The organism is Kocuria salsicia (genome assembly GCF_007681555.1).
Taxonomy (GTDB): domain Bacteria; phylum Actinomycetota; class Actinomycetes; order Actinomycetales; family Micrococcaceae; genus Kocuria; species Kocuria salsicia.
Window position 1 is genome coordinate 909,300 of record NZ_VELE01000001.1, and the last position, 23,262, is coordinate 932,561.

Annotated in this window: 24 protein-coding genes and 1 tRNA gene; 17 read left to right on the forward strand and 8 right to left on the reverse strand. The window is 71.4% G+C overall.

Translation table 11 applies throughout. The annotated features are described in order from the left end of the window. Positions 1-3: 3 nt before the first annotated feature. From FS770_RS04105 to FS770_RS04115, 3 genes are all read left to right on the forward strand, one after another. A tRNA-Pro gene (locus tag FS770_RS04105) sits at positions 4-80 on the forward strand. 209 nt (positions 81-289) lie between these two features. Further along, positions 290-1,153 carry a PhzF family phenazine biosynthesis protein gene (locus tag FS770_RS04110; RefSeq protein ID WP_145010061.1) on the forward strand — a complete coding sequence of 288 codons (864 nt, stop codon included), beginning with the start codon at positions 290-292 and terminating at the stop codon, positions 1,151-1,153. Beyond that, positions 1,150-1,545, forward strand: a complete 396-nt coding sequence (locus tag FS770_RS04115) for a thiol-disulfide oxidoreductase DCC family protein (protein WP_244944731.1) — start codon at positions 1,150-1,152, stop codon at positions 1,543-1,545. The genes FS770_RS04110 and FS770_RS04115 overlap by 4 nt, the downstream gene beginning before the upstream one ends. An 80-nt stretch (positions 1,546-1,625) precedes the next feature. Here the strand turns inward: FS770_RS04115 and thiE are convergent, their stop codons facing one another. Beyond that, positions 1,626-2,288 carry a thiamine phosphate synthase gene (gene thiE / locus FS770_RS04120; RefSeq protein WP_144940900.1) on the reverse strand — a complete coding sequence of 221 codons (663 nt, stop codon included), beginning with the start codon at positions 2,286-2,288 and terminating at the stop codon, positions 1,626-1,628. 110 nt (positions 2,289-2,398) lie between these two features. Here thiE and thiO point away from each other — a divergent pair, with 110 nt between their 5' ends. The 4 genes from thiO to moeB are packed head-to-tail and all read left to right on the forward strand — an operon-like array spanning position 2,399 to position 6,421. Continuing rightward, positions 2,399-3,811: a glycine oxidase ThiO gene (gene thiO, locus FS770_RS04125; protein ID WP_425323819.1), complete on the forward strand. Its 1,413-nt coding sequence runs from the start codon at positions 2,399-2,401 to the stop codon at positions 3,809-3,811. Next, complete coding sequence (gene thiS, locus FS770_RS04130) at positions 3,808-4,113, forward strand: sulfur carrier protein ThiS (RefSeq protein ID WP_144940906.1); 306 nt, start codon at positions 3,808-3,810, stop codon at positions 4,111-4,113. The genes thiO and thiS overlap by 4 nt, the downstream gene beginning before the upstream one ends. A 2-nt stretch (positions 4,114-4,115) precedes the next feature. Continuing rightward, positions 4,116-5,099, forward strand: coding sequence for a thiazole synthase (locus FS770_RS04135; protein WP_145010064.1), 984 nt, complete (start codon positions 4,116-4,118; stop codon positions 5,097-5,099). Continuing rightward, on the forward strand, positions 5,096-6,421 hold the full coding sequence (gene moeB / locus FS770_RS04140; RefSeq protein ID WP_145010067.1) for a molybdopterin-synthase adenylyltransferase MoeB: 1,326 nt from the start codon (positions 5,096-5,098) through the stop codon (positions 6,419-6,421). The genes FS770_RS04135 and moeB overlap by 4 nt, the downstream gene beginning before the upstream one ends. 145 nt (positions 6,422-6,566) lie before the next feature. Here the strand turns inward: moeB and FS770_RS04145 are convergent, their stop codons facing one another. Genes FS770_RS04145 through FS770_RS04155 form a run of 3 tightly spaced genes read right to left on the reverse strand, consistent with a single transcriptional unit; the run spans position 6,567 to position 10,017 of the window. Beyond that, the gene (locus tag FS770_RS04145) at positions 6,567-7,211 is read right to left on the reverse strand and encodes a LutC/YkgG family protein (protein WP_145010070.1); all 645 of its coding nucleotides are present in this window, start codon (positions 7,209-7,211) and stop codon (positions 6,567-6,569) included. Then, positions 7,208-9,187: a lactate utilization protein B gene (locus tag FS770_RS04150; RefSeq protein ID WP_055082295.1), complete on the reverse strand. Its 1,980-nt coding sequence runs from the start codon at positions 9,185-9,187 to the stop codon at positions 7,208-7,210. Before FS770_RS04150 ends, FS770_RS04145 begins: the two co-directional genes overlap by 4 nt. Then, a complete protein-coding gene (locus FS770_RS04155) occupies positions 9,184-10,017 on the reverse strand; it encodes a (Fe-S)-binding protein (protein ID WP_055082335.1) in 834 nt (277 codons plus the stop codon). The genes FS770_RS04150 and FS770_RS04155 overlap by 4 nt, the downstream gene beginning before the upstream one ends. Positions 10,018-10,340: 323 nt before the next feature. Between FS770_RS04155 and FS770_RS04160 the strand changes: the two genes are divergently transcribed. Together FS770_RS04160 and FS770_RS04165 are read left to right on the forward strand one after the other, a co-directional pair. After that, entirely contained in the window at positions 10,341-12,011 is a 1,671-nt protein-coding gene (locus FS770_RS04160) for an L-lactate permease (protein WP_144940918.1), read from the forward strand. Positions 12,012-12,095: 84 nt separating this feature from the next. Then, the gene (locus FS770_RS04165) at positions 12,096-12,824 is read left to right on the forward strand and encodes a FadR/GntR family transcriptional regulator (RefSeq protein WP_144940921.1); all 729 of its coding nucleotides are present in this window, start codon (positions 12,096-12,098) and stop codon (positions 12,822-12,824) included. 325 nt (positions 12,825-13,149) lie between these two features. On the opposite strand, the gene FS770_RS04170 is transcribed toward FS770_RS04165, so the two are convergent. After that, the gene (locus FS770_RS04170; protein ID WP_244944732.1) at positions 13,150-13,893 is read right to left on the reverse strand and encodes a response regulator transcription factor; all 744 of its coding nucleotides are present in this window, start codon (positions 13,891-13,893) and stop codon (positions 13,150-13,152) included. 22 nt (positions 13,894-13,915) lie between these two features. Between FS770_RS04170 and FS770_RS04175 the strand changes: the two genes are divergently transcribed. Genes FS770_RS04175 through FS770_RS04185 form a run of 3 tightly spaced genes read left to right on the forward strand, consistent with a single transcriptional unit; the run spans position 13,916 to position 15,728 of the window. Then, positions 13,916-14,125, forward strand: a complete 210-nt coding sequence (locus FS770_RS04175; RefSeq protein WP_055082287.1) for a hypothetical protein — start codon at positions 13,916-13,918, stop codon at positions 14,123-14,125. A gap of 50 nt (positions 14,126-14,175) precedes the next feature. Next, on the forward strand, positions 14,176-15,330 hold the full coding sequence (locus FS770_RS04180) for a sensor histidine kinase (RefSeq protein WP_145010076.1): 1,155 nt from the start codon (positions 14,176-14,178) through the stop codon (positions 15,328-15,330). Continuing rightward, positions 15,327-15,728, forward strand: coding sequence for an MGMT family protein (locus FS770_RS04185; RefSeq protein ID WP_244944733.1), 402 nt, complete (start codon positions 15,327-15,329; stop codon positions 15,726-15,728). Before FS770_RS04180 ends, FS770_RS04185 begins: the two co-directional genes overlap by 4 nt. A 52-nt stretch (positions 15,729-15,780) precedes the next feature. On the opposite strand, the gene FS770_RS04190 is transcribed toward FS770_RS04185, so the two are convergent. Both FS770_RS04190 and purD read right to left on the reverse strand, forming a co-directional pair. Then, positions 15,781-16,752, reverse strand: a complete 972-nt coding sequence (locus tag FS770_RS04190) for a phosphoribosylaminoimidazolesuccinocarboxamide synthase (RefSeq protein WP_055082280.1) — start codon at positions 16,750-16,752, stop codon at positions 15,781-15,783. Beyond that, complete coding sequence (gene purD / locus FS770_RS04195; protein ID WP_145010083.1) at positions 16,749-18,113, reverse strand: phosphoribosylamine--glycine ligase; 1,365 nt, start codon at positions 18,111-18,113, stop codon at positions 16,749-16,751. Before purD ends, FS770_RS04190 begins: the two co-directional genes overlap by 4 nt. 71 nt (positions 18,114-18,184) lie before the next feature. Between purD and FS770_RS04200 the strand changes: the two genes are divergently transcribed. From FS770_RS04200 to purM, 5 genes are all read left to right on the forward strand, one after another. Continuing rightward, on the forward strand, positions 18,185-19,186 hold the full coding sequence (locus FS770_RS04200; protein ID WP_145010086.1) for an asparaginase: 1,002 nt from the start codon (positions 18,185-18,187) through the stop codon (positions 19,184-19,186). 11 nt (positions 19,187-19,197) lie between these two features. Then, positions 19,198-19,557: a sterol carrier family protein gene (locus tag FS770_RS04205; RefSeq protein ID WP_145010089.1), complete on the forward strand. Its 360-nt coding sequence runs from the start codon at positions 19,198-19,200 to the stop codon at positions 19,555-19,557. A 223-nt stretch (positions 19,558-19,780) separates the two neighbouring features. Next, a complete protein-coding gene (locus FS770_RS04210) occupies positions 19,781-20,122 on the forward strand; it encodes a hypothetical protein (RefSeq protein ID WP_144940936.1) in 342 nt (113 codons plus the stop codon). A gap of 12 nt (positions 20,123-20,134) precedes the next feature. Then, positions 20,135-21,676, forward strand: coding sequence for an amidophosphoribosyltransferase (gene purF, locus FS770_RS04215; RefSeq protein WP_145010092.1), 1,542 nt, complete (start codon positions 20,135-20,137; stop codon positions 21,674-21,676). Continuing rightward, positions 21,673-22,833, forward strand: coding sequence for a phosphoribosylformylglycinamidine cyclo-ligase (purM, locus tag FS770_RS04220; protein WP_144940942.1), 1,161 nt, complete (start codon positions 21,673-21,675; stop codon positions 22,831-22,833). The genes purF and purM overlap by 4 nt, the downstream gene beginning before the upstream one ends. Before the next feature lie 215 nt (positions 22,834-23,048). Here the strand turns inward: purM and FS770_RS04225 are convergent, their stop codons facing one another. Further along, the gene (locus FS770_RS04225) at positions 23,049-23,249 is read right to left on the reverse strand and encodes a DUF3073 domain-containing protein (RefSeq protein WP_068471186.1); all 201 of its coding nucleotides are present in this window, start codon (positions 23,247-23,249) and stop codon (positions 23,049-23,051) included. Positions 23,250-23,262: the final 13 nt, after the last annotated feature.

The window sequence follows — 23,262 nt, forward strand, 5'->3', positions numbered from 1 at the left end:
CAGCGGGATGTGGCGCAGCTTGGTAGCGCGCGTCGTTCGGGACGACGAGGTCGCAGGTTCAAATCCTGTCATCCCGACCAGAATCCCCTTGCACCTGTCCGCAGGAGCAAGGGGATTTTTTCATGCCGGCCTGTCCTTCAAGCCCGTGTCGTCCCCGGCAGCCTTTCGCCCCGTCGATCCCACCCACCGCCCGCCAGGTTCTCTCCGCACGGCGCGGAACTCGACGGACGCCCCGCTCCACCCCAGGTGTGTGGCGAAACGGTCCAAACCGATGTGGTGAAATCGGAGCATGACCTCGTTGCCCCGTTCCCGCCCGTTCGCACAGGTGGACGTGTTCTCCGCCGACCCCTACCTGGGCAACCCCGTGGCAGTGGTCCTGGACGGCTCCGACCTCACGGACGAGCAGATGGCCCGCTTCGCGCGCTGGACCAACCTGTCCGAGACCACGTTCGTCCTGCCAGCCACCACGACGGACGCGGACTACCGCCTGCGCATCTGGACACCCCACGGCGAACTCCCCTTCGCTGGCCACCCCACGCTCGGCTCCGCGCGCGCGTGGCTGCAGGCCGGGAACACCCCGCGGTTCGCGGGCACGCTGGTCCAGGAGTGCGCCGCGGGTCTCGTGCGCATCCACGCCTCTGCCTCCGGGAAGGACGCCGCCGCCCTGTCCTTCGAGGCCCCGCCCACCGTCCGCTCCGGGGACCTGGAGGATCGCGTCCTGCGGTCAATGGTCGAGGGCCTCGGCATCACTGCCCGGGACGTGGTGGCGCACCAGTGGGTGGACAACGGCCCCGCCTGGGCGGCCGTGGTGCTCGGATCCGCGGAGGAGGTGCTGGCCCTCGACCCCGATTACGCCGCCCTCGGCGAGCACAAGGTGGGGGTGGTGGGGCCCGCCCCAGAAGGTTCCGCGCACCGTTTCGAGGTGCGCGCCTTCGTCCCCGGCGCCCGCGGCTACGAGGACCCGGTGACGGGAAGCCTCAACGCGAGCCTGGCCCAGTGGCTCATCCGCACGGACCGCGCACCCCGCGAGTACGTGGCGCGGCAGGGCACCTGTCTCGGGCGGCGGGGTCTCGTCCAGATCTCGTCCCGGGGTGAGGACGTCCTCGTGGGCGGAACGTGCACCGTGTGCGTCAGCGGGAGCGTGCTGCTGTGAGCGCGCAACTGCACGTGGTCTTCGACGGCAACTGCGGGTTCTGCACGCGAGCCGTCGGGTGGGTACGGGTCATCGACCGGCACGGGAGGATAGAGCTGCACGCGTCCCAGTGCCCGGACATCCTGGAGCGCTTCGGGCTCACCCAGGAGCAGGTGCACAGCGCGGTCTGGGCGGTACGGGACGAGACCACCGGCGGCGCCCACGCGGTGGCCGTCGTCCTCGACACGGCGCTCGGAACACGGCTCGTCGAACGGGTCTACCGGCTGCCGCTGGTCGGGTGGACGCTGGAGGCGGCCTACCGCTGGGTCGCCGCGCACCGGTACATGTTTCCCGGCGTCACCCCGTGGTGCGAGGCCCATCCCGGACAGTGCGGGTCCCCCGGGCGGGCCTGACCGCCCCCTGCCCCCGGTGCAGTCACGGGGCGGTGGGCGCCGCGTGAGAGGTCGGCGCGTTCCGTCAGGGTCCCCCGAGGTCACGCCGGCAGGGCGGTGCGCAGCGCGCGGGCGGCTGCGGCGACGTCGTCGGCCTCGGTGACGGCCCGCACCACCACGATCCGCGACGCACCCGTGCCGAGCACCTCGGGCACCCGGGCGGCGTCGATCCCCCCGATCGCGAAGAACGGCGTGGCCCCGGCGTTATCGGCGGCGTAGCGCGGCAGCTCCAGGCCCACGGCGGCGCGACCGGGCTTGGTGGGGGTCTCCCAGACCGGGCCGGTGCAGAAGTAGTCGAGGCCGGGGTCTGTGAGCGCGGCGTCCACCTGTCCGGTGGAGTGGCACGAGCGCCCCAGCACCACGTCCGGGCCGAGAACCTTGCGCGCCTGTTCGGTGCTCAGATCCCCCTGTCCCACGTGGAAGACGTCCGCGCCGGTCAGCAGCGCCACGTCCGCGCGGTCGTTGACGGCGAAGAGCTTGCCGTGCTCGCGGGCAACCTCCGCGAGGACCTCGATGGCCTCCATCTCCGCGGCCGCCTCCAGGCTCTTGTCCCGCAGCTGGATGACGTCCACTCCGCCCTCGTAGGCGGCGTGCAGGAACTCCCGCAGGTCACCGCGATCGCGGCGGGCGGTAACGCACACGTAGAGGCGCGCGTTCTGCAGTGCGGCACGACGTCGCGTGCCCGGCTCGTTCGTGTGTCCCATGACGCCATCGTGGCACGAGCCCGCTGCCGGTGCGCACGGCAAGCACTCTCCTCACCGCCGGTCCCCCGGAGACGCCGACGGTGGGCACAGCTAGACTGGGCACACTGATCGTGGTCGGCACCGCTGCCGCCCCACGAGTTCCACGGGAGCCCGCACACGTCGCACGACACCACCGCAGCGGGCTGAGAGGGCGTGAGTCGCCGACCGGTCACCTGATGCGGGTCATGCCGCCGGAGGGAGGAAGAATGTCCGAGAACGTGCCCGAGCACGTCGTCGTCGCCGGGGCCGGTCTGATCGGTCTCGCCACTGCCTTCGAGCTGCGACGCCGCGGCACCGCCGTCACCGTGGTGGACCCGCGCCCCGCGTGGGGAGCCACGCGCGCCGCCGCGGGGATGCTCGCCCCGGTCGCGGAGACCCAGTACGGCCAGGAACCGCTCTACCCCCTCATGCGCGCCTCGGCCGCCGAGTACCCCCGGTTTGTGGAGCGGGTCACCGCCGCCACCGGGCTGCCCACGGGCTACCGCACGGAGGAGACCCTGGTGGTCGCCGCGGACGCCGCGGATGCTCGCTCCCTCTCGGACCTCGCCTCGCACCAGATCGCCTCCGGCATGGACGTCCAGGAGATCCCGGTGCGGGAGGCCCGGTCCCTGGAACCCGCGCTCGCGCCGCGCCTGGCCGGAGCGGTCCGCATCGTCTCCGACCGTCAGGTGGACCCCCGGCTGCTCGCCTCCTCCATGGTGGAGGCGCTGAACTCCGCGCACCTCGAGACCGCCGAGGGCGCCACGGATGCCGGGCCCGCGCGGTGGTTCACCAGCAAGGTGGACTCCCTGCTGACAACCTCGGGAAGGATCCGCCAGGTCACGGGCGTGCGCCTGGACAGCGGCGAGCAGATCACCGCGGACGCCGTGGTGCTCGCCACCGGTCTCACGGCCAGCACCGTGGGCGGTCTGCCGCAGGACCTCGACCTGCGCCTGCGCCCGGTCTTCGGGGACATCCTGCGGCTGCGCGTGCCCGAGTCCGTGCTCGCCTCCGGGGAGGAGCACCTGCTCTCCCGCACGGTGCGGGCCCAGGTGCTCGGACGGCCCGTCTACGTGGTCCCCCGCGCGGACCACACCCTGGTGCTCGGCGCCACCAGCCGCGAGGACGGGCGGGAGTCCGTGCTGGCCGGCGGCGTCCACCAGCTGCTGCGCGACGCCCGCACGGTGGTGCCCGCGATCGATGACTGCGACGTCCTCGAGATGATGGCCCGCGCCCGGCCCGGCACCCCGGACGACCTCCCCTACCTCGGCCGCACCTCCGTGCACGGACTGGTCGTCAGCACGGGCCACTTCCGTCACGGCATCCTGCTGACCCCGGTCGCGTCCCGACTCGCGGCGGAACTCGTCACCGGTGTGCTCGATCCGGGCGTGGAGCACGGCGCGGACGGCGAGTTCCTCGCCTCGACGGATCCCGCCCGGCACTCGCAGGCCGACACAGACACCGTTTCGCTCGACCACCCCCACATCTCGGGAGGACTCGCATGACCACCGACCCCTCGCACCCCTCGCCCTCGGCGGTGACGACGCCAACCGCACCCTCCGCAGCGCGGGGCACCGCGACCGTGAACGGCTCCTCCGTGGCAGTCCACGAGGGGTTCACGCTCACGGATGCCGTCGCCCGGCTCACCGGCCGTGAGATCACCCCGGCCGGCACCGCTGCGGACGGTCACCCCCTGGGGATCGCCGTGGCGGTGGACGACACCGTGGTCCCCCGTTCCCTGTGGGCCTCGACGCCCGTGGCCCCGGGTCGGAGCGTGGAGATCGTCACCGCAGTGCAGGGAGGCTGAGCATGAGCGCACAGAACACACGGACCACGCCCTTCACCGTGGCCGGGGTGGAGCTGTCCTCCCGGCTCATCATGGGAACGGGCGGGCTCACCGACCTCGCCATGCTCGAACGGGCACTGACCGCCTCGGGGACCGAGCTGACCACGGTGGCGCTTCGCCGCTTCGCACCCGGCCGCGCGGCGTCGTCGGGCGATGCAGTGGCGTACAGCGGAAGGCCGCAGGGCAGCCTGTACGGCATCCTGCGGCGCAACGACATCCGCGTGCTGCCCAACACCGCCGGCTGCTACACCGCACGGGACGCGCTGCTGACCGCTGAGCTGGGGCGAGAGGCACTCGAGACGGACTGGGTCAAGCTCGAGGTCATCGCGGACGAGGACACCCTGCTGCCGGACGGCGTGGAGCTGCTGGATGCCACGGAGAAACTCGTGCGCCGGGGCTTCACCGTCTTCGCCTACACCTCGGACGACCCCGTTCTCGCCCTGCGCCTCGAGGACGCCGGGGCATCGGCCGTCATGCCGCTGGGCGCGCCCATCGGCACGGGTCTGGGCATCCTGAACCCGCACAACATCGAGCTCATCGCGTCCCGCGCGTCGGTGCCCGTGGTGCTGGACGCCGGGATCGGCACGGCCTCGGAGGCCGCGCTGGCCATGGAGCTGGGCTGCGACGCCCTGCTGCTCGCCTCCGCGGTGACGCGCGCCCAGGACCCGGTGGCCATGGCGCAGGCCATGAAGCACGCCGTGCAGGCGGGGCGGCTGGCCCGGGGCGCGGGGCGGATCGCCCGGCGCACCCACGCGCTCGCGTCCTCACCCATGGCCGGGCGGATCGACCCCGCGGACGACGACGCTCCCCGCGGGGACTGGCCCGCCCGTTCCGCAGCGAAGGCGGCGGGTGATCCGGTACCCAGTGGCGAGCGGGTGACGTCGTCCGACCCAGCACCCCGGGACGTCCTCGACGACCCCGCACCCGGCGGAGGCACCACCCGATGAGCGTCGAGTCCCGCTTCGAGCCCCTCGTGGCGCCCGCGGAACGCCTCACGCGGGAGGAATTGGAACGCTACTCTCGCCACCTCACCCTCGAGCGGTTCGGGCCAGAGGGCCAGCGGCGGCTCAAGAACGCCCGTGTGCTCGTGGTAGGCGCTGGCGGGCTGGGCGCGCCGGCGCTGCAGTACCTCGCCGCGGCGGGCGTCGGAACGCTGGGGGTCGTTGACGACGACGTCGTCTCGGTGTCCAACCTGCAGCGCCAGGTCATCCACACGGTCGGCGACCTGGGGCGGCCCAAGGTGGACTCCGCGGCGGATGCGATCGCGCGTCTCAACCCGCTGGTGACCGTGCGCACCCACGACACCAGGCTCACCACGGAGAACGCCCTGGAAATCCTCGGGCAGTACGACCTCGTGCTGGACGGCGCTGACAACTTCCCCACGCGCTACCTCGTGGCCGACGCCGCAGAGCTCACCGGCATCCCCGTGGTGTGGGGCTCCATCCTGCGCTTCGACGGCCAGGTCTCCGTCTTCTGGGCGGGGCGCGGCCCCGTCTACCGCGACCTCTACCCGGGGGCTCCTCCTGCGGGCTCTGTCCCCTCGTGCGCTGAGGGCGGTGTGCTGGGCGTGCTGCCCGCGACCATCGGGTCGGTCATGGCCACCGAGGCCCTCAAGCTGCTGACCGGCATGGGCGATCCGCTCGTGGGGCGGGTGCTCGTCCACGACGCCCTCGCCCAGACCTGGCGCACCCTCACCGTGCTGCCGGACCCCGAGCGGCAGCCGGTCACCGACCTCTCCGAGGTCATGGTCGCGTGCGGGCTGGCCCGGCCCGACGACGCCGCGGCGCTCTCCGCATCTGGCCAGTCCGCGCCCGGCCAGAGGGTGACCGGCCCGTCCGGCCCCGAAACGCTCCAGGGCCCCGGGAGTTCAGGCCAGAGCCGTGCTCCGCTGGACCCATCCGCGCCGCCGGCCCCGAGCGCCGTCGAGACCGTCGACGCCGCCGAGCTGGCCGCGCTGCTGGCCGCCCGGGACCGCGGGGAGGCCACGTTCACGCTGGTGGATGTCCGCGAGGACTGGGAACGGGAGCTCGTCTCCATTCCGGGGGCGGTCTCCGCTCCGCTGGACCGGCTGCTCTCGGAAGGCGTTCGTGCGCTGCCTGCCGGAACAGAGGGGGACGTCATCCTGCACTGCAAGGCCGGGGTCCGCTCCGCCCGGGCGCTGGCCGCCCTGCGATCGGGCTACGCAGTGCGCGAGGACAGCGTCAAGCACCTGGACGGCGGCATCCTGGCCTGGATCGACGCCGTGGACCCGTCCCTTCCCAGGTACTGACCGGCCGCCCGCCACACACAGAAAAAGCGCAGCTTTCGACCTCCTCCAGCAGGAATGCGTCGAAAGCTGCACTTTTACAGCGCGAGCCGGCTCAGGTGCCCCCATGGGTCGGGGATGGAGCGGCTGGGGTTCATCGCCTCGGGGCTCAGCCCAGCAGGATCACGTCCAGGGTGCGGGGACCGTGCACCCCCTCCACTCGTTCGAGCTCGATGTCCGACGTCGCTGAGGGGCCCGAGATCATGGTGGTCGGCACGGTGGGCTCCACCCGCGAGATCGCCTCGGGGATCAGCTCCACCACGGTCTCCAGCGGCACGATGCAGATGTGGTGGTCGGGTACGAGCGTGATGGCCCGGCGCCCCTCGTCCGGACGTCCCGACAGGAAGATGGTCCCCGTCTGGGCGCACGAGACGGTCGAGGAAGTCACCACGGCGTCCACCCGGTTGAGCTCTCGCACGGACAGCGCGGAGGCCCCCCGGGAGTCGTTCGGGTCCACGATCACGCGTCGTGCGGCGGTGTCCTCGGGCAGCAGGGCGGTGTCGAAGCCCTCGGGGATCACGTACCGCGCGGACGCCCCGAGCTGGCTGGCAATGCGCTCCGCGACGGTCTCCGCCGCCTCTCGGAACACGTTCGCCTTGTAGTCCAGGAGCCGGTCCTCGAGCATGTCCACGATCTCCTCGCGGCTCAGCTCGGAGTGCCGCCGGTAGGCCCGAGGGATTTCGGGTGCCTGCGGATGGTCCGAGAGCGCGCCCGCGAGCCGCTCCAGGATCTCGGTCTTGGCGTCCGTGCTCATGCCTGCTCCCCGTTCTCTTCCGTGCGTCGCCCGGCGTTCCGGTCGTTGTGCTCGGTGGGGTCGGCGTTCGCCTCCGAGACTCCCCCGGCGACGTCGTCCGCTCTCGCTCCGGAAACCCCGGAGGACTCCCCACCGGCGGACCCACCACCAGCGGCACTGCTCTTACCGGCGGCACTGCCCCGGCTGGACGCAACGCCCTGGCCGGCTGCACTGCCATCCGCGGGCGCGGAGCGATCCGACCCGGGCACCTCCGCCCGGGCGTCAAGCGTCGCGCCGTCCCGATCCAGACGCTGGGCCGTCTCGTCCTCGTGCTTCTTCCACCAGTTGCGGAAGGACTCCTTGGGCGGCTCGGGGACGTCACGCTGCTGGGTCCAGCCACCCACCATGCCGGGGAGCCAGCCGATCGCGTGGTCCCGTCCCGCTACCACGCGGCCCAGAGGCAGGGCGCGTTCGGCCAGGGACATGCGCTGACCCGAGGACATCACGAAGGACGCACCCTTCATCATCGCGTCCATCTGCGTGGGAAGCCCGCGCGTGGGAACGGCATCGCGCATCCGGCGGCCGACGCGCCGCGCTTTCGTGGAGAGGTCCTTGAGCGTCCCTTCTTCGGGCGCGCCGTCCTGTCCGCCGTTGCCCTCGTCCGCGGTGAGGGACTTCTCCTCGCGCCACTCGTCCCCCGCGGTGATCGCGGGATCCGTCGAGGTGGGCGCTGGGGCGGCCACGTCCGTGCGCTCCCCGTGCTGCGTGCGGACGTCCTCGTCCCGCAGGTGCACGAGGATCTCGGGGATGTTGATCTTCACGGGACACACCTGGTAGCAGGCCCCGCACAAGGAGGAGGCATAGGGCAGGGAGGCGTTCTCCTCGGAGGTGATGCCGGTGAGCTGCGGGGAGAGGATCGCGCCGATGGGCCCCGGGTAGGTGGAGCCGTAGGCGTGGCCGCCGACCTGCTCGTACACCGGGCACACGTTCAGGCACGCCGAGCAGCGGATGCAGTGCAGCGCGGAGCGTCCCTCGGGATCCGAGAGCACCGCCGAGCGGCCGTTGTCCAGCAGCACCACGTGCACGTTCTGGGGCCCGTCGCCGGGTGTGACACCGGTCCACAGGGAGGTGTACGGATTCATGCGCTCACCGGTGGAGGAGCGCGGAAGCAGCTGGAAGAAGACCTCGAGGTCCTCGTAGCTGGGCAGCAGCTTCTCGATACCCATCACCGTGATCAGCGTCTCGGGCAGGGTGAGGCACATGCGGCCGTTGCCCTCGGACTCCACCACGGACAGCGTTCCCGTGTCCGCGATGCCGAAGTTCGCTCCGGAGATCGCGACCTTGGAGGTCAGGAACTTCTCGCGCAGGTGCTTTCGGGCCGCCTCGGCCAGCACGCGCGGCTCGCTCGTGAGCTCGTCCGTGGTCTCGGTCATCTCGTTGCGGAAGATCTCGCGGATCTCCTCGCGGTTCTTGTGGATGGCGGGGACCAGGATGTGAGAGGGCTTGTCCTTGCCCAGCTGCACGATCAGCTCGGCGAGGTCCGTCTCCGTGGCGGAGATGCCGTGCTCCTGCAGGTGCTCGTCCAGCCCGATCTCCTGGGTGGCCATGGACTTGACCTTGATGACGTCCGTGACCTCCTGCTCCTGGATCAGGCTCGTCACGATGGCGTTGGCCTCGTCCGCATCCCGCGCCCAGTGGACGACGCCGCCCTGCGCGGTGAAGTTGCGCTCGAACTCCTCGAGCAGCTCGGGAAGGTGCGCCATGACCATTTCCTTGGTCGCGGACCCTGTGTCGCGTAGCGCCTGCCAGTCGGGGACCTCGCCCACCACGCTCGCGCGCTTGGCGCGGATGGAGTGGGTGGCGTGCCGGATGTTGGCGCGCATCTGCTCGTTCTGCAGCTCTTTCTTGGCGGCCTGTGGGAAGGCCACCTGAGCGTGAAGGTTGCCCTGGCCGTGGACGGGGCGCACGGCGGGCATGCCCAGGGACGTGATACTCATCGGGTGGCTCCTACCGGGGCTGCCGACCGGCGGCCGGGCTGGGGGATGGACAGTTCCACGGGCCCGTCCACGATCAACGGGTTGGCGCGGGTGGACGCGAGGATCTCCGCGAAGTGGACCGTCTGCACGTCCAGCTTCCGCTTGGAGGCGGCTCCGCCCAGGTGCATGAGACAGGAGGCGTCCCCGCCGGTGCACAGGGAGGCACCGGAGTCCACGATGTTGCGCAGCTTGGCATCCGCCATGGCGCCGGAGACGTCCGGGTTCTTGAAGGAGAAGGTGCCGCCGAAACCGCAGCACTCCTCGGCGTCCGGCAACTCGTGGAACTCGATCTCCTCCACGGAGCGCACGAGGTCCTTCTGGCGGTCCCCGAGCCCGAGCAGGCGCATGCCGTGGCAGGACGGGTGGTAGGTGACGGGGTGGGGGAACCAGGAGCCCAGCTGGGCGGCCGAGTCGGTCACGCCGAGCACGTCCACGAGCAGCTCCGAGAGCTCGTAGGTGTTCTCCGCAACCATGGCCGCGTCCTCGGCGAGCGCGGCGTCCCCGCACTGCCGCGCGACCAGCGGCTGCTGGTGGCCCAGGGAGGCGACGCACGAGCCGGAGGGCGCCACGGCGACGTCGTAGTCCGTGCTGGTGAAGGCCCGGACATGGTTGCGGATCACGGGAACGGCGTCCTCGAAGTACCCGCTGTTGATGTGCATCTGGGAGCAGCAGCCCTGCCCCTGGGGAAACACCACCTCGTGTCCCAGCCGCTCCAGGATCCGCACGGTGGCCAGTGCCACCTTCGGATACATGGCATCCACAATGCACGTGGCGAAGAGCGCGATTCTCATGTTGTGGTCTCCCAACCGTCTGCTCTGGTCATCGTCTGCCTCGGTCCATCTCTGCGTCCAGGCCAGGCTACGCCCGTGAACCGGATCACAACAATGCGCGCACGCGGCCGCGGACATCCGCCGGACGCGCTCGTCATCTCACGAATCACCGGGCGCCACGCCTTAATCGTGTGACCTGGATCATGTACGCTGTGTGGTCGGACCACTGTGGCCTGACCACTTATCCTACGACCGGTTCCGGACACGGTGCACACCGCCCCGGCCAGAACCGCCCCACCCCGAGAACTGCGGTTCCGATCCACCCCTCACCCCTTGGAGATCCTGTGACCACCTTCACCGCCGTGACCGATGCCGTGGGAGGCAGCATCGGCCTCTCCGCCCTGGTGGGCTGCCTCCCCCTGCTGACCTTCTTCGTGATGCTGCTGGCCTTCCGCGCCAGCGCGTACGTGGCCGGGCTGACCTCCCTGGTGGTCGCCCTGGCCGTGGCGATCCTGGGCTTCGGCATGCCCACCCAGCTCGCCCTGCTCACCGCCACGCAGGGTGCCGTCTACGGCCTCTTCCCGATCGTGTGGATCGTGGTCATGGCCCTGTGGTTCTACCAGGTGACCGTGCTCTCGGGGCGCTTCGAGGACCTCCGCACCATCTTCGACACCATCGGCGGCGGTGACCTGAGGATCCAGGCCATGCTGATCGCGTTCTGCTTCGGCGGCCTGCTGGAGGCACTGGCCGGCTTCGGCGCGCCCGTGGCCATCACCGCGACCATGATCCTGGCCTTGGGCCTGAAGCCCCTCAAGGCCGCCACCCTGGTGCTGATCGCCAACACCGCCCCGGTGGCCTTCGGCGCCATCGCCATCCCCATCACCACCGCGGGCGCGCTCACGGATCTGGACCCCGCGCACATCGGTGCCGTCGTGGGCCACCAGGCGCCTCTGTTCGCGTTCGTGGTCCCCTTCTTCCTGCTGCTCATCGTCGACGGCGCCCGCGGCCTCAAGCAGGCCTGGCCCGCCGCGCTCGTGGTGGGCGGCAGCTTCGCGATCGCGCAGTGGTGGTGCGCCACGCACTTCTCCTACGAGCTCACGGACGTCGTGGCGTCCCTTGTAGGCCTCGCGGCGGCCGTGGTCCTCATGCGGTTCTGGCGCCCCAAGGGTGCCGAGGCTGTGCGCGCGGACCTGGGCGTGGAGAAGCCCGAGAGCGCCGCGGTGCTCACCCCGGGCCGCATCTGGATGGCCGTGCTCCCCTACGTCCTGGTGGTCGTGATCTTCGGCATCGCCAAGCTGTGGACCGCCGGCGTCAACGTCCCCAAGGCCCTGGCCACCACGGACGTGAAGATCCCCTGGCCCGGTCTGCACGGCCACCTGCTCAACGCCAAGGGTGAGGCCATCACAGGGACCGTCTACAACTTCCAGTGGCTCTCCAGCCCCGGAACCCTGTTGCTGATCACGGGGCTGCTGGTCACCATCGTGTACTGCCTGTTCAACCACAACGGCATGTTCCGCCTCTCCGTGGGCAACGCCATCGCGGAGATCGGGCGCTGCTTCTGGAAGATGCGCTTCTCCGCGCTGACCATCATGGCCGTGCTCGCCCTGGCCTACGTGATGAACTTCTCGGGCCAGACCATCGCCATCGGCACGTTCGTGGCGGGTCTCGGCGCGGCCTTCGCCTTCTTCTCACCCGTCCTGGGCTGGGTGGGTACCGCGGTCACGGGATCGGACACCTCGGCCAACGCCCTGTTCGCCAACCTGCAGAAGACAGCGGCGCTGGGCTCCGGGCTGGATCCCCACCTGATGACGGCGGCCAACACGTCCGGTGGCGTGGTGGGCAAGATGATCTCCCCGCAGTCGCTGGCCATCGCGTCCACCTCCGTGGGCATGCAGGGCAAGGAGTCCAGCATCTTCAGGGCGGTCGTGCCGTGGTCGCTCGGCATGCTCCTGGTGCTGTGCTGCCTGGTGTTCCTGCAGTCCAACGTCCTCGCCTGGATGCTGCCAGCAGCCTGAGCCGCATCGGTACAGTGAGGCGTCCCGGCCCGTCACCGCTACTCGCGGTGGCGGGCCATCGCGTGCAATCCCCTGGGAGGAACCATGAGCACCGCCCCCGCCTACACCGTGGTGCTGGACTGGCTCGAACGGCAGCTGCGCTCGGGTGAGCTGCGGGTGGGCGACAAGCTGCCGGCCGAGCGCACCCTCGCGGAGGACTTCGGCATCTCCCGTGCCTCGGTCCGCGAAGCGGTGCGGATCCTCGCGGCCATGGGGCTGGTGCGCTCCGCCACCGGGTCCGGGCCGCACTCCGGTGCCACGGTCATCTCGGACCCCTCGGCAGCACTGGGGTGGGCGCTGCGCATGCACATCGCCACCAGGTCCCTGCCCGTAGCGGACGTGGTGAGCACCCGTGTGCTGCTGGAGACCCAGTCGAGTCTCGACGCCGCGCGCTCGGACGTGCCGGAGCGCACCGCCGTCCTGGAGCAGGCGACGGCGCTGCTGGACCGCATGGACCGCCCGGACGTGGCCGACGCCGAGTTCCACTGCCTGGACGCGCAGTTCCACTTCCAGCTGGCGTCCCTGGGCGGCAACGTGGTGCTGGAGACGATCATGGCGTCGCTGCGCGAGGCGACCATCGGCTACGTGCAGGAGACCGTGGCGGCCACCTCCGACTGGCCCGGGGTGCGTGCGGGACTGCAGCACCAGCACCGGGAGATCCTGCGGGCCACGCTCGATCGGGAGGGTGAACTGGCGGCGCGGCTGCTGCGCGAGCACATCCTGTGGTTCTACGCGCTCGTCCCGGACGAGACCGGGGGCACCGGCTCCGAGTGAGCGGGTTGCCCCGGCACCCCCTGGTCGGAGGGCGCCGGGGCCAGATCCGCCCACGCTCGGGCTGCTGACGCGGCGGGAGCCCTCGGAGCTGCGCGCGAGGTGATCCAGGCCTCGCGGAACTCGTCCGGGGGTGGGGTACAAGGGCCCCCGCCGCGAATCCAGCGGTCCACTCCCCGGGAGCTCGGTGCGCCGTACAGTCGCCCATCCCCCGGGAGCGGTGGACACCGGGTCAGGGCGTCCACCATCCACTGTGCCGCACGCGGCGTTCGAAGGGCTATGGCCATCCGACCAGACCTGGGCCTTGAAACTGGGCAGAACCTGGGAATCAGGGGCGGCCCGCGTCGTCGTCGTCGAGAGCGGGCTTCACGAGGCCCCACTCGATCCCCGCGATCAGCACCTGGACCCGGTCCCGCACGGCCAGCTTCTCGCACAGTCGGGAGACGTAGGCCTTCACGCTGCCGTGCGAGACGGACATCCGCTCGGCGATCTCGGCGTTGTTCAGCCCCCGCGCTATCGACTCCAGGGTCTCGAGCTCCCGCGGCGCGAGCTGCGGCGCACCGGGAAGCGGGCCGGTGGCCCACAGCCCCGAGGCGTGCGCGACCGCCTCCCGCCGGCTCCTGCGCCGCACGGACGGCACAGGCACGTCCCCCAGCACGTTGTTCGCCAGCGAGCTCGCCACGGACGGAGACAGCGCAAGCTCGTCCTCCCGCACCAGGCTCGCGGCCGAGACAATCTCGTTGTGCCGCGCATCCTTCACCAGGTAGCCGGAGGCCCCGGCACGCAGCGCGGGCACCACGTACTCCAGGGTCGAGAACGTGGTGAGGGCGAGCACCTTGGTGCTCGGGCACTGCCGCACGATCAGCTCCGTGGCCTCGATCCCGTCCATCCCCGGCATGCGGATGTCCATCAGGACCACGTCCGGCTGCAGCGCGAGGCACTTCTCGACGGCCTCGGCACCCTCCCCCGCTTCGCCGACCACTTCGAAGCCCGGCTCGGCGCGGAACAGGTTGGCCAGTGCATCCCTCATGAGCGGGTGGTCGTCGACGAGGAGGAGTCTGCACAAATCCATGAGGCGATCATAAGCTGGCACCATGAAACAGATCTCGACACTCCCGCACGCCTCCGCCACCCGCACCCGCCGCACCCGCATGGTGCGCACCGCCGTCACCGCCGCCCTCGTGTGCGGCCTGTCCTTCGGCGCCATGGCGCCCGCCGCCGCCGATACCGGTGCCTCCGTGCGCACCGGGCCTTCCTCCGTGATCTGCGGGTACCTGCCGCTGCTCTGCAAGGGCGGCCACTGATCCCGGCACCCACATCCCGCGACGACCAGCCGACGGCGCTCACTCGCTCCATGCCGAACTGGTTGCGAATCGTCGTCCTGCTCTTCGCGGCACTCGCACTGCTCGACGACCTGCGGTCCGTCGATTGGCAGACGCTGACACCCCTCACGGCGATTCTGACGGCCGGGACCTCCGTCCTCAGCTACGGCGCGGTGGCCCTCCTCGCCTGGTCGCCCAAGGCGAGCACCGTCGTCATCGTCGTGGGCTACGCGGCATCGGTGGTGCCCGATGAATACGCCGCAATGCTGCTCGGGGCGTGCGTGGTCATGGTCGGCGTCGTTGCCATGGTGCCTCGCCGCACCGTCGCCCTCTTCGTCGCGACTTCCGCGGCGTGGATCGTCGTGGTCTCCGCCGTCTCCCACGACACCCGCTTCGTGTGGGCGCTCGGCCTGCCCCTCGGCGTGTGCGCGCTGTTCGGTGTGGCCCTGCGCTTCTTCCTCACCCAGTACCGTCTCAATGCCCGGCGGCTCGCGGTGCTCGAGGTCACGCACCAGCAGCTGCGGGAGCAGGAGCGGCTGGCCCTGGCCCGGGACCTGCACGACGTCGTGGCCCACGAGCTCACGCTCGTCACCATGCAGGCCGCCGGCTCCCAGCGCGAACAGGACCCGGCCGCACTGCACCGCACGATCGACGCAATGGACACCGCCGCACGCTCGGGCCTGCAGGAGCTGCGCATCCTGCTGCAGGTGCTGCGCGACTCCCCCGGTCCCGCCGGCCCCGCACGCCCCCAGGCCGGTGGCACCTCGGGGTTGACCACGGGATCGCTGGGCGACATCGCCCGCACGCTCGCCTCGAACCTCGAGCACTCGGGGCTCCACCCGGAGTTCACGCTCGACGACGGCGCGGCACGCCTTCCCACAACCGTCCGTGGCACCGCGGCCCGGGTGATGCAGGAGGCCACGACCAACATGATCAAGTACGCCCCCGCCGGTTCTCACTGCGAGATGCAGGTGTCCACGAGCGGTTCCTGCGTGCACGTCCACGCGCAGAACCCGGTCCGCCGCGGTGCCCGGCCCGCGGGCGAAGCCGAGGCCCCCGGCGCGGAGCTGACCTCCGGCTTTGGGCTGCCGGGAATCCGCGAGCGTGTGGCCCTGCTCGACGGCAGCGTGGAGTACGGGGCGCACGACGCCGCGTGGTGCCTGGACGTGCGGATCCCGTTCGCGTGAGCCGGGACCCGGAGGGGCGCGGCGGTGAGGACCCGGTCGAGGCGGTGCGGGGCGTCGTCGCCAGTATCCCGCCGGGCAGGGTGCTCAGCTACGGGGACGTGGCCGAGCTCGCCCGGCTCGGGACCCCGCGGCTCGCGGCGCGCATCATGGCCTCGGGGAAGCTCGGCCGGGGCGCCGCCTGGTGGCGGGTGGTGCGCGCGGACGGCACCCTGCCGAACTACCTGCAGATCACCGCGCGGGAACACTACGAGCGCGAGGGCACGCCCCTGCGGGACACGAGGGCGCACTGGGTCCAGGTGGACGTGCGCCGAGCCCGTTGGGACGCTCCGCCTGACGACCTCCCGCCGGACGTGCTCCCGGAGGGCGGTCCTCCCCCAGGGCAGCCTCGCGCGGGGTGATCTTCCGCAGGGTGGCGTTCCCCGGGACAGTCGTCCGCCGGCTGGCGCGGGCTCAGTACTCCGGCGGCCCGGCCACCTCGATGAACGGTCCGCGGGGGTCGAACGCACGGCCGGTGAGCCGCTCGTAGGCCTCCACGTAGCGCTCACGCGTCTTCGCCACCACGTCCTCGGGAAGCTCGGGGACAGGCCCCTGCCCGTCCCAGCCGGACTCGTCGGAGCGCAGCCAGTCCCGCACGTACTGCTTGTCGAAGGACGGCTGGGGCTGGCCGGGTTTGTAGGTCTCCAGGTCCCAGAACCGCGAGGAGTCCGGGGTCAGGACCTCGTCCCCCAGCGTGATGGCCCCGCGGTAGGAGTCCAGCCCGAACTCCACCTTGGTGTCCGCCACGATGATCCCGCGCTCCCGGGCGATCCGCTCGGCTCGCGTGTAGATCTTCAGGGACAGCTCGCGCAGCCGGTCCGCCACGGAGTTGCCCACCACGTCCGCCATCTCCCGGTAGGTGATGGGCTCGTCGTGCTCCCCCAGCTCGGCCTTGCCCGTGGGGGTGAAGATGGGCTGCTCCAGGCGGTCCCCGTCCCGCAGTCCGTCCGGCAGCTCGATGCCGCACACCGCACCCGTGGCGCGGTAGTCCTTCAGGCCCGAGCCCGTGAGATAGCCGCGCACGATGTTCTCCACGGGGAACATCGAGAGGTTCTTGCACACCACGGCCCGCCCGCGCACGGACTCGTGCACGTCCGTGGTGAGGATGTGGTTGGGGATCCCGTCCAGCTGCTGGAACCACCACAGGGACAGCTGGGTGAGGATGGTGCCCTTGCCCGGGATCTCGGTGGGCAGGACCTGGTCGAACGCGGAGATCCGGTCGCTCGCCACCACCAGCACGGCACCCGCGCGGTACTCGGCGTCGTTGTGGATGGCCACGCCCGTGGCGCTGAGCCGGGACTCGTCCGGAACGTAGAGCTCGCGCACCTTCCCGGAGTAGATGTGCTTCCAGCCCGGGATCTCCGGGGGTGTGCCGTGCTCGCTCATGCCTGCTCCTCTGCTGTGCTCGCCGCGGGGCGCCCGTCCATGGAGGTGGCCGTGCCCCGGGTTGCAGTGTGCTGCGCGGCACCCGGTGTCGGGACCTCGATCCGCCCCTCAGCCGCGGCCAGCGCGATGTCCGTGCGGTGGTGGGATCCGTTCAGCGTGATGCGCTGGACCCCACGATAGCCACGCTCGCGGGCCTCCCGCAGATCCGCGCCCAGCGACACGACGGCGAGCACGCGCCCGCCCGCCGAAACCAGCTCCCCGGCGTCGTTGCGCTCAGTGCCCGCGTGGATCACCCGGGTCTCGGGAACCTCGTTGACCTCCTCCAGACCGGAGATCACATCCCCCCTGCGCGGCGCCCCCGGGTAGTTGTGGGCCGCGAGCACGATCGTCACGGAGGCCCCGGGCCGCCACTGCAGCGGACGCTCCTCGTCCAGCCGGCCGCGGGCGGCGTCGAGCAGCAGCTCCCCGAGCGGGGTCTCCAGCATGGCCAGCACGGACTGCGTCTCCGGGTCCCCGAAGCGCGCGTTGAACTCGATCACCTGCACGCCCCGGGGCGTGAGCGCCAGACCGCAGTAGAGCACGCCCGTGAACGGGGTGCCCCTGCGGCGCAGCTCGTTCACCACGGGCCGGGCCACGCGCTCCACGACCTCCCGGGTGAAGTCCTCGGGCAGCCAGTCCAGCGGGGTGTAGGCACCCATGCCGCCGGTGTTCGGGCCCTCGTCCCCGTCGCGCACGCGCTTGAAGTCCTGCGCGGGCTGCAGAGGCACCACGTGCTCGCCGTCGCTGAGCACGAACAGCGAGACCTCGGGGCCGTCCAGGAACTCCTCGACAACCACGGAACCGCCGGCGTCGAGGCACTCCCGGGCGTGTGCCTCCGCGCGGTCGCGATCCTGGGTGACCACCACTCCCTTGCCCGCCGCCAGGCCGTCGTCCTTGACCACGTGGGGGGCGCCGAAGAGCTCGAGCGCCTCGCGCACCTGCATCATGTCCGACGTGGCGACGGCGCGCGCCGTGGGAACACCCGCCGCGGCCATGATCTCCTTGGCGAACGCCTTGGAGCCCTCGATCCGGGCTGCCTCGCGGGACGGGCCGAAGACGGGGATCCCAGCGGCGTCGAGCGCATCCGCAACCCCCGCCACGAGTGGCGCCTCTGGGCCCACGACCACGAGGTCCGCCGAGAGCTCGCGGGCCAGGGCCACCACTGCCTCCGGATCCCGTGCGTTGAGCGGGTGCACCGGAACGTCCTGCGCGATCCCGGCGTTGCCGGGGGCCGCGTGGACCTCGCTGACGTGCGGGTCCCGCAGGAGGGACGTGATCATCGCGTGCTCGCGGCCGCCGGGGCCCACCACCAAAACCTTCACCGGCTCAGCGTATCGGCCACCGGGCCCGGGCGGGCAACGATTGCACCCCACGACGCTGACATACTGGGCCCATGCAGACTTTCAGCTCGGATCAGGCCGTGGATCTCGCCGTGGTGCAGCGCAGCGGCTTCGTGGAGTCCCGCCACCGCGGCTCGGCCGTGGTGCTCGCCCCGGACGGCTCCGTGGCCCTCTCCGTGGGCGCACCCGAGGAGCTGATCTTCCCGCGCTCCACGCTCAAGCCGTTCCAGGCGGTCGCCGCCATGAAGGCGGGGGCCGCGCTGCGCGGCGAGCAGGTGGCCATCGCCGCGGCGTCCCACACCGGGACCTTCGACCACCTCGATGCCGTCAGCTCGATCCTCAAGGCCGCCGGGCTCGGCCCCGAGGCCCTGCAGTGCCCGCCGGACTGGCCCCAGGACGAGGACACCCGCGCGTGGCTGGTCCGCACGGAGTGCGGCCAGAACCGCATGTGCATGAACTGCTCCGGCAAGCACGCCGCGTTCCTGCTCGCCTGCGTGACCAACGGCTGGCCGACGGACACCTACCTGGACCCCGAGCACCCGCTGCAGCGGCTCGTGCTGGAGACGGTCGAGGAGTTCGCCGGCGAGGCCCCCGCCCACGTGGGGGTGGACGGCTGCGGCGCACCGCTGCCGGCCATCAGCCTCAAGGGACTCGCACGCATGTACTCCACGCTCGGCCGGGCGGCCCGCAACATCCAGGCAGACGCCCGCGCCGCGACCGTGGCCACCTCGATGCTCGACTACCCGGAGTACGTGCAGGGACCGGGGCGCTCCAACACGGTGATCATGCAGGAGCTGGACGTGATCACCAAGCTCGGCGCGGAGGGCGTGCTCGGCCTCGGCACCCGGGCCGGATGGTCCGTGGCCATCAAGATGCTCGACGGCTCCTCGCGCGCCAACTCCCTCGTGGGCCTCACCCTGCTCGCCCACACCGGGGCGATCTCCGAGGCCGACGCCGCCCGCGTCCTTGATCTCGTCACACAGCCGATCACGGGGGCGGGAAAGCCCGTGGGCGCCGTTGAGCTCGCGCCGGCCCTGCAGGACCTGCTGGTCTGAGGCCCGCCGTGATGCGACGCAGGATCGACCCCGCTGACGGCATCCTGGCCCTCGCCCGCTGGCGGGAGGACCCGGAGGCCGCCGACCGCCGCACCGTGGCCACCGCCGTGCGCTACTGCCTCGAGGAGCTCGGCACCCGCGCGGAGGGCAACTCCGTGGAGGTGCGTGTCCCGCCGTTCGGTGTCACCCAGTGTGTGGCCGGGCCCCGGCACACCAGGGGCACCCCGCCCAACGTGGTGGAGACGGATGCCGCCACGTGGTTGTCCCTGGCCACGGGCGCCGAGACCTGGGCCGGCGCCGTCGCCGCCGGGAGCGTGGCGGCGTCGGGAACCCGCACCGACCTCAGCGGGTGGATGCCGCTTTTCCGCTGACGCCACCGGGCGCAGACCGCCGAGTGGGTGCGGGCGAATCTGCCGGGCGGACCCCGAAGGAGACCAACACGCGGAACGGACCGGTGCGGAGACGGCGGGGACCGGCCCCGGACCGCGGACTCGGCAGCGTCCGGCCAACGCGCCGAAAACTCCCAGCAGATCGCAAGTGCCCCCGCCCGCCCGCCGGACACACCACCCCCGCACGCGCGATACCGTGGAGACCATGACGTCCGTCCACCGCGAGTCCCCCGAGAGCGCACCCCGTCCCGGAACCACCACCCAGGAGGTCACGGTGCGCCGTGCACCCAACGTGACCGCGTTCCTGGCCGCCGGAGCGGCGATCGGGGCGATCGCCGGGCTGCTGATCGGCGCGCTCGGCCCCGGATCGATCGCGTACACCCGCGCGGCGATCATCGGGTTCTTCCTCATGACGTTCCTGATCATCGGCGGTGCCGTGGGCGCGATCGTGGGGCTCGTGCTGGACCGGATCTCCGTAAAACGAGCCCGCACCGGGGCCGCCGAGGTCCAGGATGTCCGCGGGGGTGGCGAGCACCCCGGGGCGTGAGACACTTGACCCGTGGCTCGTGCTGACGGAAAACTCTCCCATGACCTTCTCCCCGGCGAGAAGGGCCCCCAGGACGCGTGCGGCGTGTTCGGTGTGTGGGCCCCGGGCGAGGACGTCTCCAAACTGACCTACTACGGGCTGTACGCGCTGCAGCACCGCGGGCAGGAGTCTGCGGGTATCGCCACCTCGGACGGCGAGCGGATCTCGGTCTACAAGGACATGGGACTCGTGTCCCAGGTCTTCGACGAGACCACGCTCAACACGCTCAAGGGCTACCTGGCCGTGGGCCACGCGCGCTACTCCACGACTGGAGCGTCCCACTGGGCGAACGCGCAGCCCACGCTCGGCGCCACACCGCACGGCACGCTCGCCCTGGCCCACAACGGCAACCTCACGAACTCCGCGGAGCTCTACGACCTGCTGCTGGACAAGTCCGGCTTCCCGTCCCGCGGCGAGATGGCCCGGGGCAACACCACGGACACCGCGCTGATCACCGCCCTGCTCGCCGAGCATCCCCTGAACTCACTCGAGGAAGCGGCCATGAAGCTGCTGCCGCAGCTCGTCGGCTCGTTCTGCCTCACGTTCATGGACGAGACCACGCTCTACGCCGCGCGAGACCCGCTGGGGGTTCGCCCCCTCGTGCTGGGCCGCCTGGAGCGTGGCTGGGTGGTCGCCTCCGAGACCGCCGCCCTGGACATCGTGGGCGCCTCCCTGGTGCGTGAGGTGGAGCCCGGGGAATTCATCGCGATCGACGAGAACGGCCTGCGCTCGCGCCGTTTCGCGGAGGCCACCCCTGCGGGCTGCGTGTTCGAGTACGTGTACCTGGCCCGCCCGGACACCACCATCAACGGGCGCTCGGTCTACGAGTCCCGGGTGGAGATGGGCCGTCAGCTGGCCCGCGAGCACGCCGTGGAGGCGGACCTCGTGATGCCCACGCCCGAGTCCGGCACGCCCGCCGCGATCGGCTACGCCGAGGCCGCTGGCATCCCGTTCGGGCACGGTCTCGTGAAGAACTCCTACGTGGGCCGCACGTTCATCGAACCTTCGGACACCATCCGCCAGCTCGGCATCCGACTCAAGCTCAACCCACTGCGCTCCATCGTGGCGGGCAAGCGCCTGGTGGTCGTGGACGACTCGATCGTGCGCGGCAACACCCAGCGCGCACTCGTGCGGATGCTGCGCGAGGCCGGTGCCGCGGAGATCCACGTGCGGATCTCCTCCCCGCCCATCAAGTGGCCGTGCTTCTACGGAATCGACTTCGCCTCCCCCGCCGAGCTGATCGCCAACGGCATTTCGGTGGAGGGTGTGCGCGCCTCGCTCGGCGCCGACACGCTCGGCTACATCTCCGAGGACGGCATGATCGAGGCCACCAAGCAGTCCCGCGGGAACCTGTGCACCGCGTGCTTCTCCGGGGACTACCCCACCGCGCTGCCCAAGGCGGACCGGCTCGGCAAGGCCGTGCTGGAAGCACCCGGTGCCCACGCCGAGCCCTCCGAGGACCTCGTGACAACCGTCACGAGCACCGCACCCGAGCACGAGGAGACCACCGCATGAGCCCCGAGCAGCCCCAGGACTCCCGGTCCGTGACCTACGCGAGCGCGGGGGTGGACGTGGAAGCCGGGGACCGCGCCGTTGAGCTCATGAAGGCCGCGGTCAAGGCGACCCACACCTCCGGCGTCGTGGGCGGCGTGGGCGGCTTCGCCGGGCTCTTCGACGTCTCCGAGCTCACGACCTACCGCAAGCCATACCTGGCCACGTCCACGGACGGCGTGGGCACCAAGGTGGCCGTGGCCCAGGCGCTGGACGTCCACGACACCATCGGGTGGGACCTCGTGGGCATGGTCGTGGACGACATCGTGGTGGTGGGTGCCAAGCCCCTGTTCATGACCGACTACATCGCCACCGGCAAGGTGGTCCCCGAGCGCGTGGCGGACATCGTGCGCGGCATCGCGTCGGCCTGCGAGGCGGCCGGCACCGCCCTGGTGGGCGGGGAGACCGCTGAGCACCCCGGTCTGCTGGGCGTGGACGAGTACGACGTCGCCGGCGCCGCCACCGGCGTCGTCGAGGCGGACGAGCTGCTCGGCCCGCAGCGGGTGCGCGACGGTGACGTGGTCATCGCGATGGCGTCCTCGGGCCTGCACTCCAACGGCTACTCCCTGGTGCGCCGCGTGGTCGAGATGGCCGGCTGGCAGCTGGACCGCCAGGTGGACGAGCTGGGACGCAGCCTGGGCGAGGAGCTGCTCGAGCCCACGCGCGTGTACGCCGCGGACGTGCTGGACCTCGCGCGCGCCTTCCCGGTCAACGGGGCCGACGGCGCCACGGGCCACGGCGTGCGCGGTTTCTCCCACGTGACCGGCGGCGGACTCGCGGCGAACCTCGCCCGCGTGCTGCCCGAGAACCTGCAGGCCACGGTGGAGCGCGCCACGTGGTCCCTGCCCCCGGTGTTCCGGCTGGTCTCCGAGCTCGGCCGCGTGCCGCTCTCCGACCTGGAGCGCACCCTGAACCTGGGCGTGGGCATGGTAGCCATCGTCGACCCCGAGGTCGCCGACGCCGCCGTGGCCCACCTCGAGGCCCGTGGCCTGCCCGCCTGGATCATGGGACGCATCGGTCCCGTGGATCCGGACGCGGCCCGCCACGGCAGCGACTGGGTGCAGGGCGCCAAGGGCGTGGCCGGTGGCGGCGTGCTCATGACGGGTTCCTACGCGAGCTGAGGCTGAACGTGGGGCTCCCAGAGAGCCCCACACGGATACCCCGCCCACACGAAGAACCGCCCACACGTCTGTGCGGGCGGTTCTTCGTGTGGCACCACGGCTGCGGTGACCATCAGGTCTGCGGCGCCTGCTGCAGAGGTGTCGTGCCGCTGTCCCCCGGAGCGACCACGGCCTCCGGCTCGCGCAGCAACGAAAGGGAACGCACCGGGGCCGGGTCAGTCGTAGTCGGAGTACTTCTCCGCGTAGGACGAATAGTTGTCCTCCTCGTCGGAGCTTTCCTCGTGGTCAGCGGCTCGGGAGGACGGTTTCGTGCCGCGCAGCTCGCGCTGCAGGGCCGAGTAGTCGGTCTGCGGGCTGAAGTACTTGATCTCCCGCGCCTGTCGTGTCGCCTTCGCCTTTTGACGGCCGCGCCCCATGGCGTGACCCCCT

Bases quoted from the DNA above. Each gene is read 5' to 3' on its own strand.
- FS770_RS04210 (WP_144940936.1), top strand. From the start codon at position 19,781: ATGACGTCCGTCCACCGCGAGTCCCCCGAGAGCGCACCCCGTCCCGGA.
- FS770_RS04225 (WP_068471186.1), bottom strand. From the start codon at position 23,249: ATGGGGCGCGGCCGTCAAAAGGCGAAGGCGACACGACAGGCGCGGGAG.
- purM (WP_144940942.1), top strand. From the start codon at position 21,673: ATGAGCCCCGAGCAGCCCCAGGACTCCCGGTCCGTGACCTACGCGAGC.
- FS770_RS04200 (WP_145010086.1), top strand. From the start codon at position 18,185: ATGCAGACTTTCAGCTCGGATCAGGCCGTGGATCTCGCCGTGGTGCAG.
- FS770_RS04180 (WP_145010076.1), top strand. From the start codon at position 14,176: ATGCCGAACTGGTTGCGAATCGTCGTCCTGCTCTTCGCGGCACTCGCA.
- FS770_RS04135 (WP_145010064.1), top strand. From the start codon at position 4,116: ATGAGCGCACAGAACACACGGACCACGCCCTTCACCGTGGCCGGGGTG.
- FS770_RS04175 (WP_055082287.1), top strand. From the start codon at position 13,916: ATGAAACAGATCTCGACACTCCCGCACGCCTCCGCCACCCGCACCCGC.
- moeB (WP_145010067.1), top strand. From the start codon at position 5,096: ATGAGCGTCGAGTCCCGCTTCGAGCCCCTCGTGGCGCCCGCGGAACGC.
- FS770_RS04155 (WP_055082335.1), bottom strand. From the start codon at position 10,017: ATGAGAATCGCGCTCTTCGCCACGTGCATTGTGGATGCCATGTATCCG.
- FS770_RS04165 (WP_144940921.1), top strand. From the start codon at position 12,096: ATGAGCACCGCCCCCGCCTACACCGTGGTGCTGGACTGGCTCGAACGG.
- thiE (WP_144940900.1), bottom strand. From the start codon at position 2,288: ATGGGACACACGAACGAGCCGGGCACGCGACGTCGTGCCGCACTGCAG.
- FS770_RS04170 (WP_244944732.1), bottom strand. From the start codon at position 13,893: ATGGATTTGTGCAGACTCCTCCTCGTCGACGACCACCCGCTCATGAGG.
- FS770_RS04150 (WP_055082295.1), bottom strand. From the start codon at position 9,187: ATGAGTATCACGTCCCTGGGCATGCCCGCCGTGCGCCCCGTCCACGGC.
- FS770_RS04205 (WP_145010089.1), top strand. From the start codon at position 19,198: ATGCGACGCAGGATCGACCCCGCTGACGGCATCCTGGCCCTCGCCCGC.
- FS770_RS04110 (WP_145010061.1), top strand. From the start codon at position 290: ATGACCTCGTTGCCCCGTTCCCGCCCGTTCGCACAGGTGGACGTGTTC.
- thiS (WP_144940906.1), top strand. From the start codon at position 3,808: ATGACCACCGACCCCTCGCACCCCTCGCCCTCGGCGGTGACGACGCCA.
- FS770_RS04145 (WP_145010070.1), bottom strand. From the start codon at position 7,211: ATGAGCACGGACGCCAAGACCGAGATCCTGGAGCGGCTCGCGGGCGCG.
- FS770_RS04190 (WP_055082280.1), bottom strand. From the start codon at position 16,752: ATGAGCGAGCACGGCACACCCCCGGAGATCCCGGGCTGGAAGCACATC.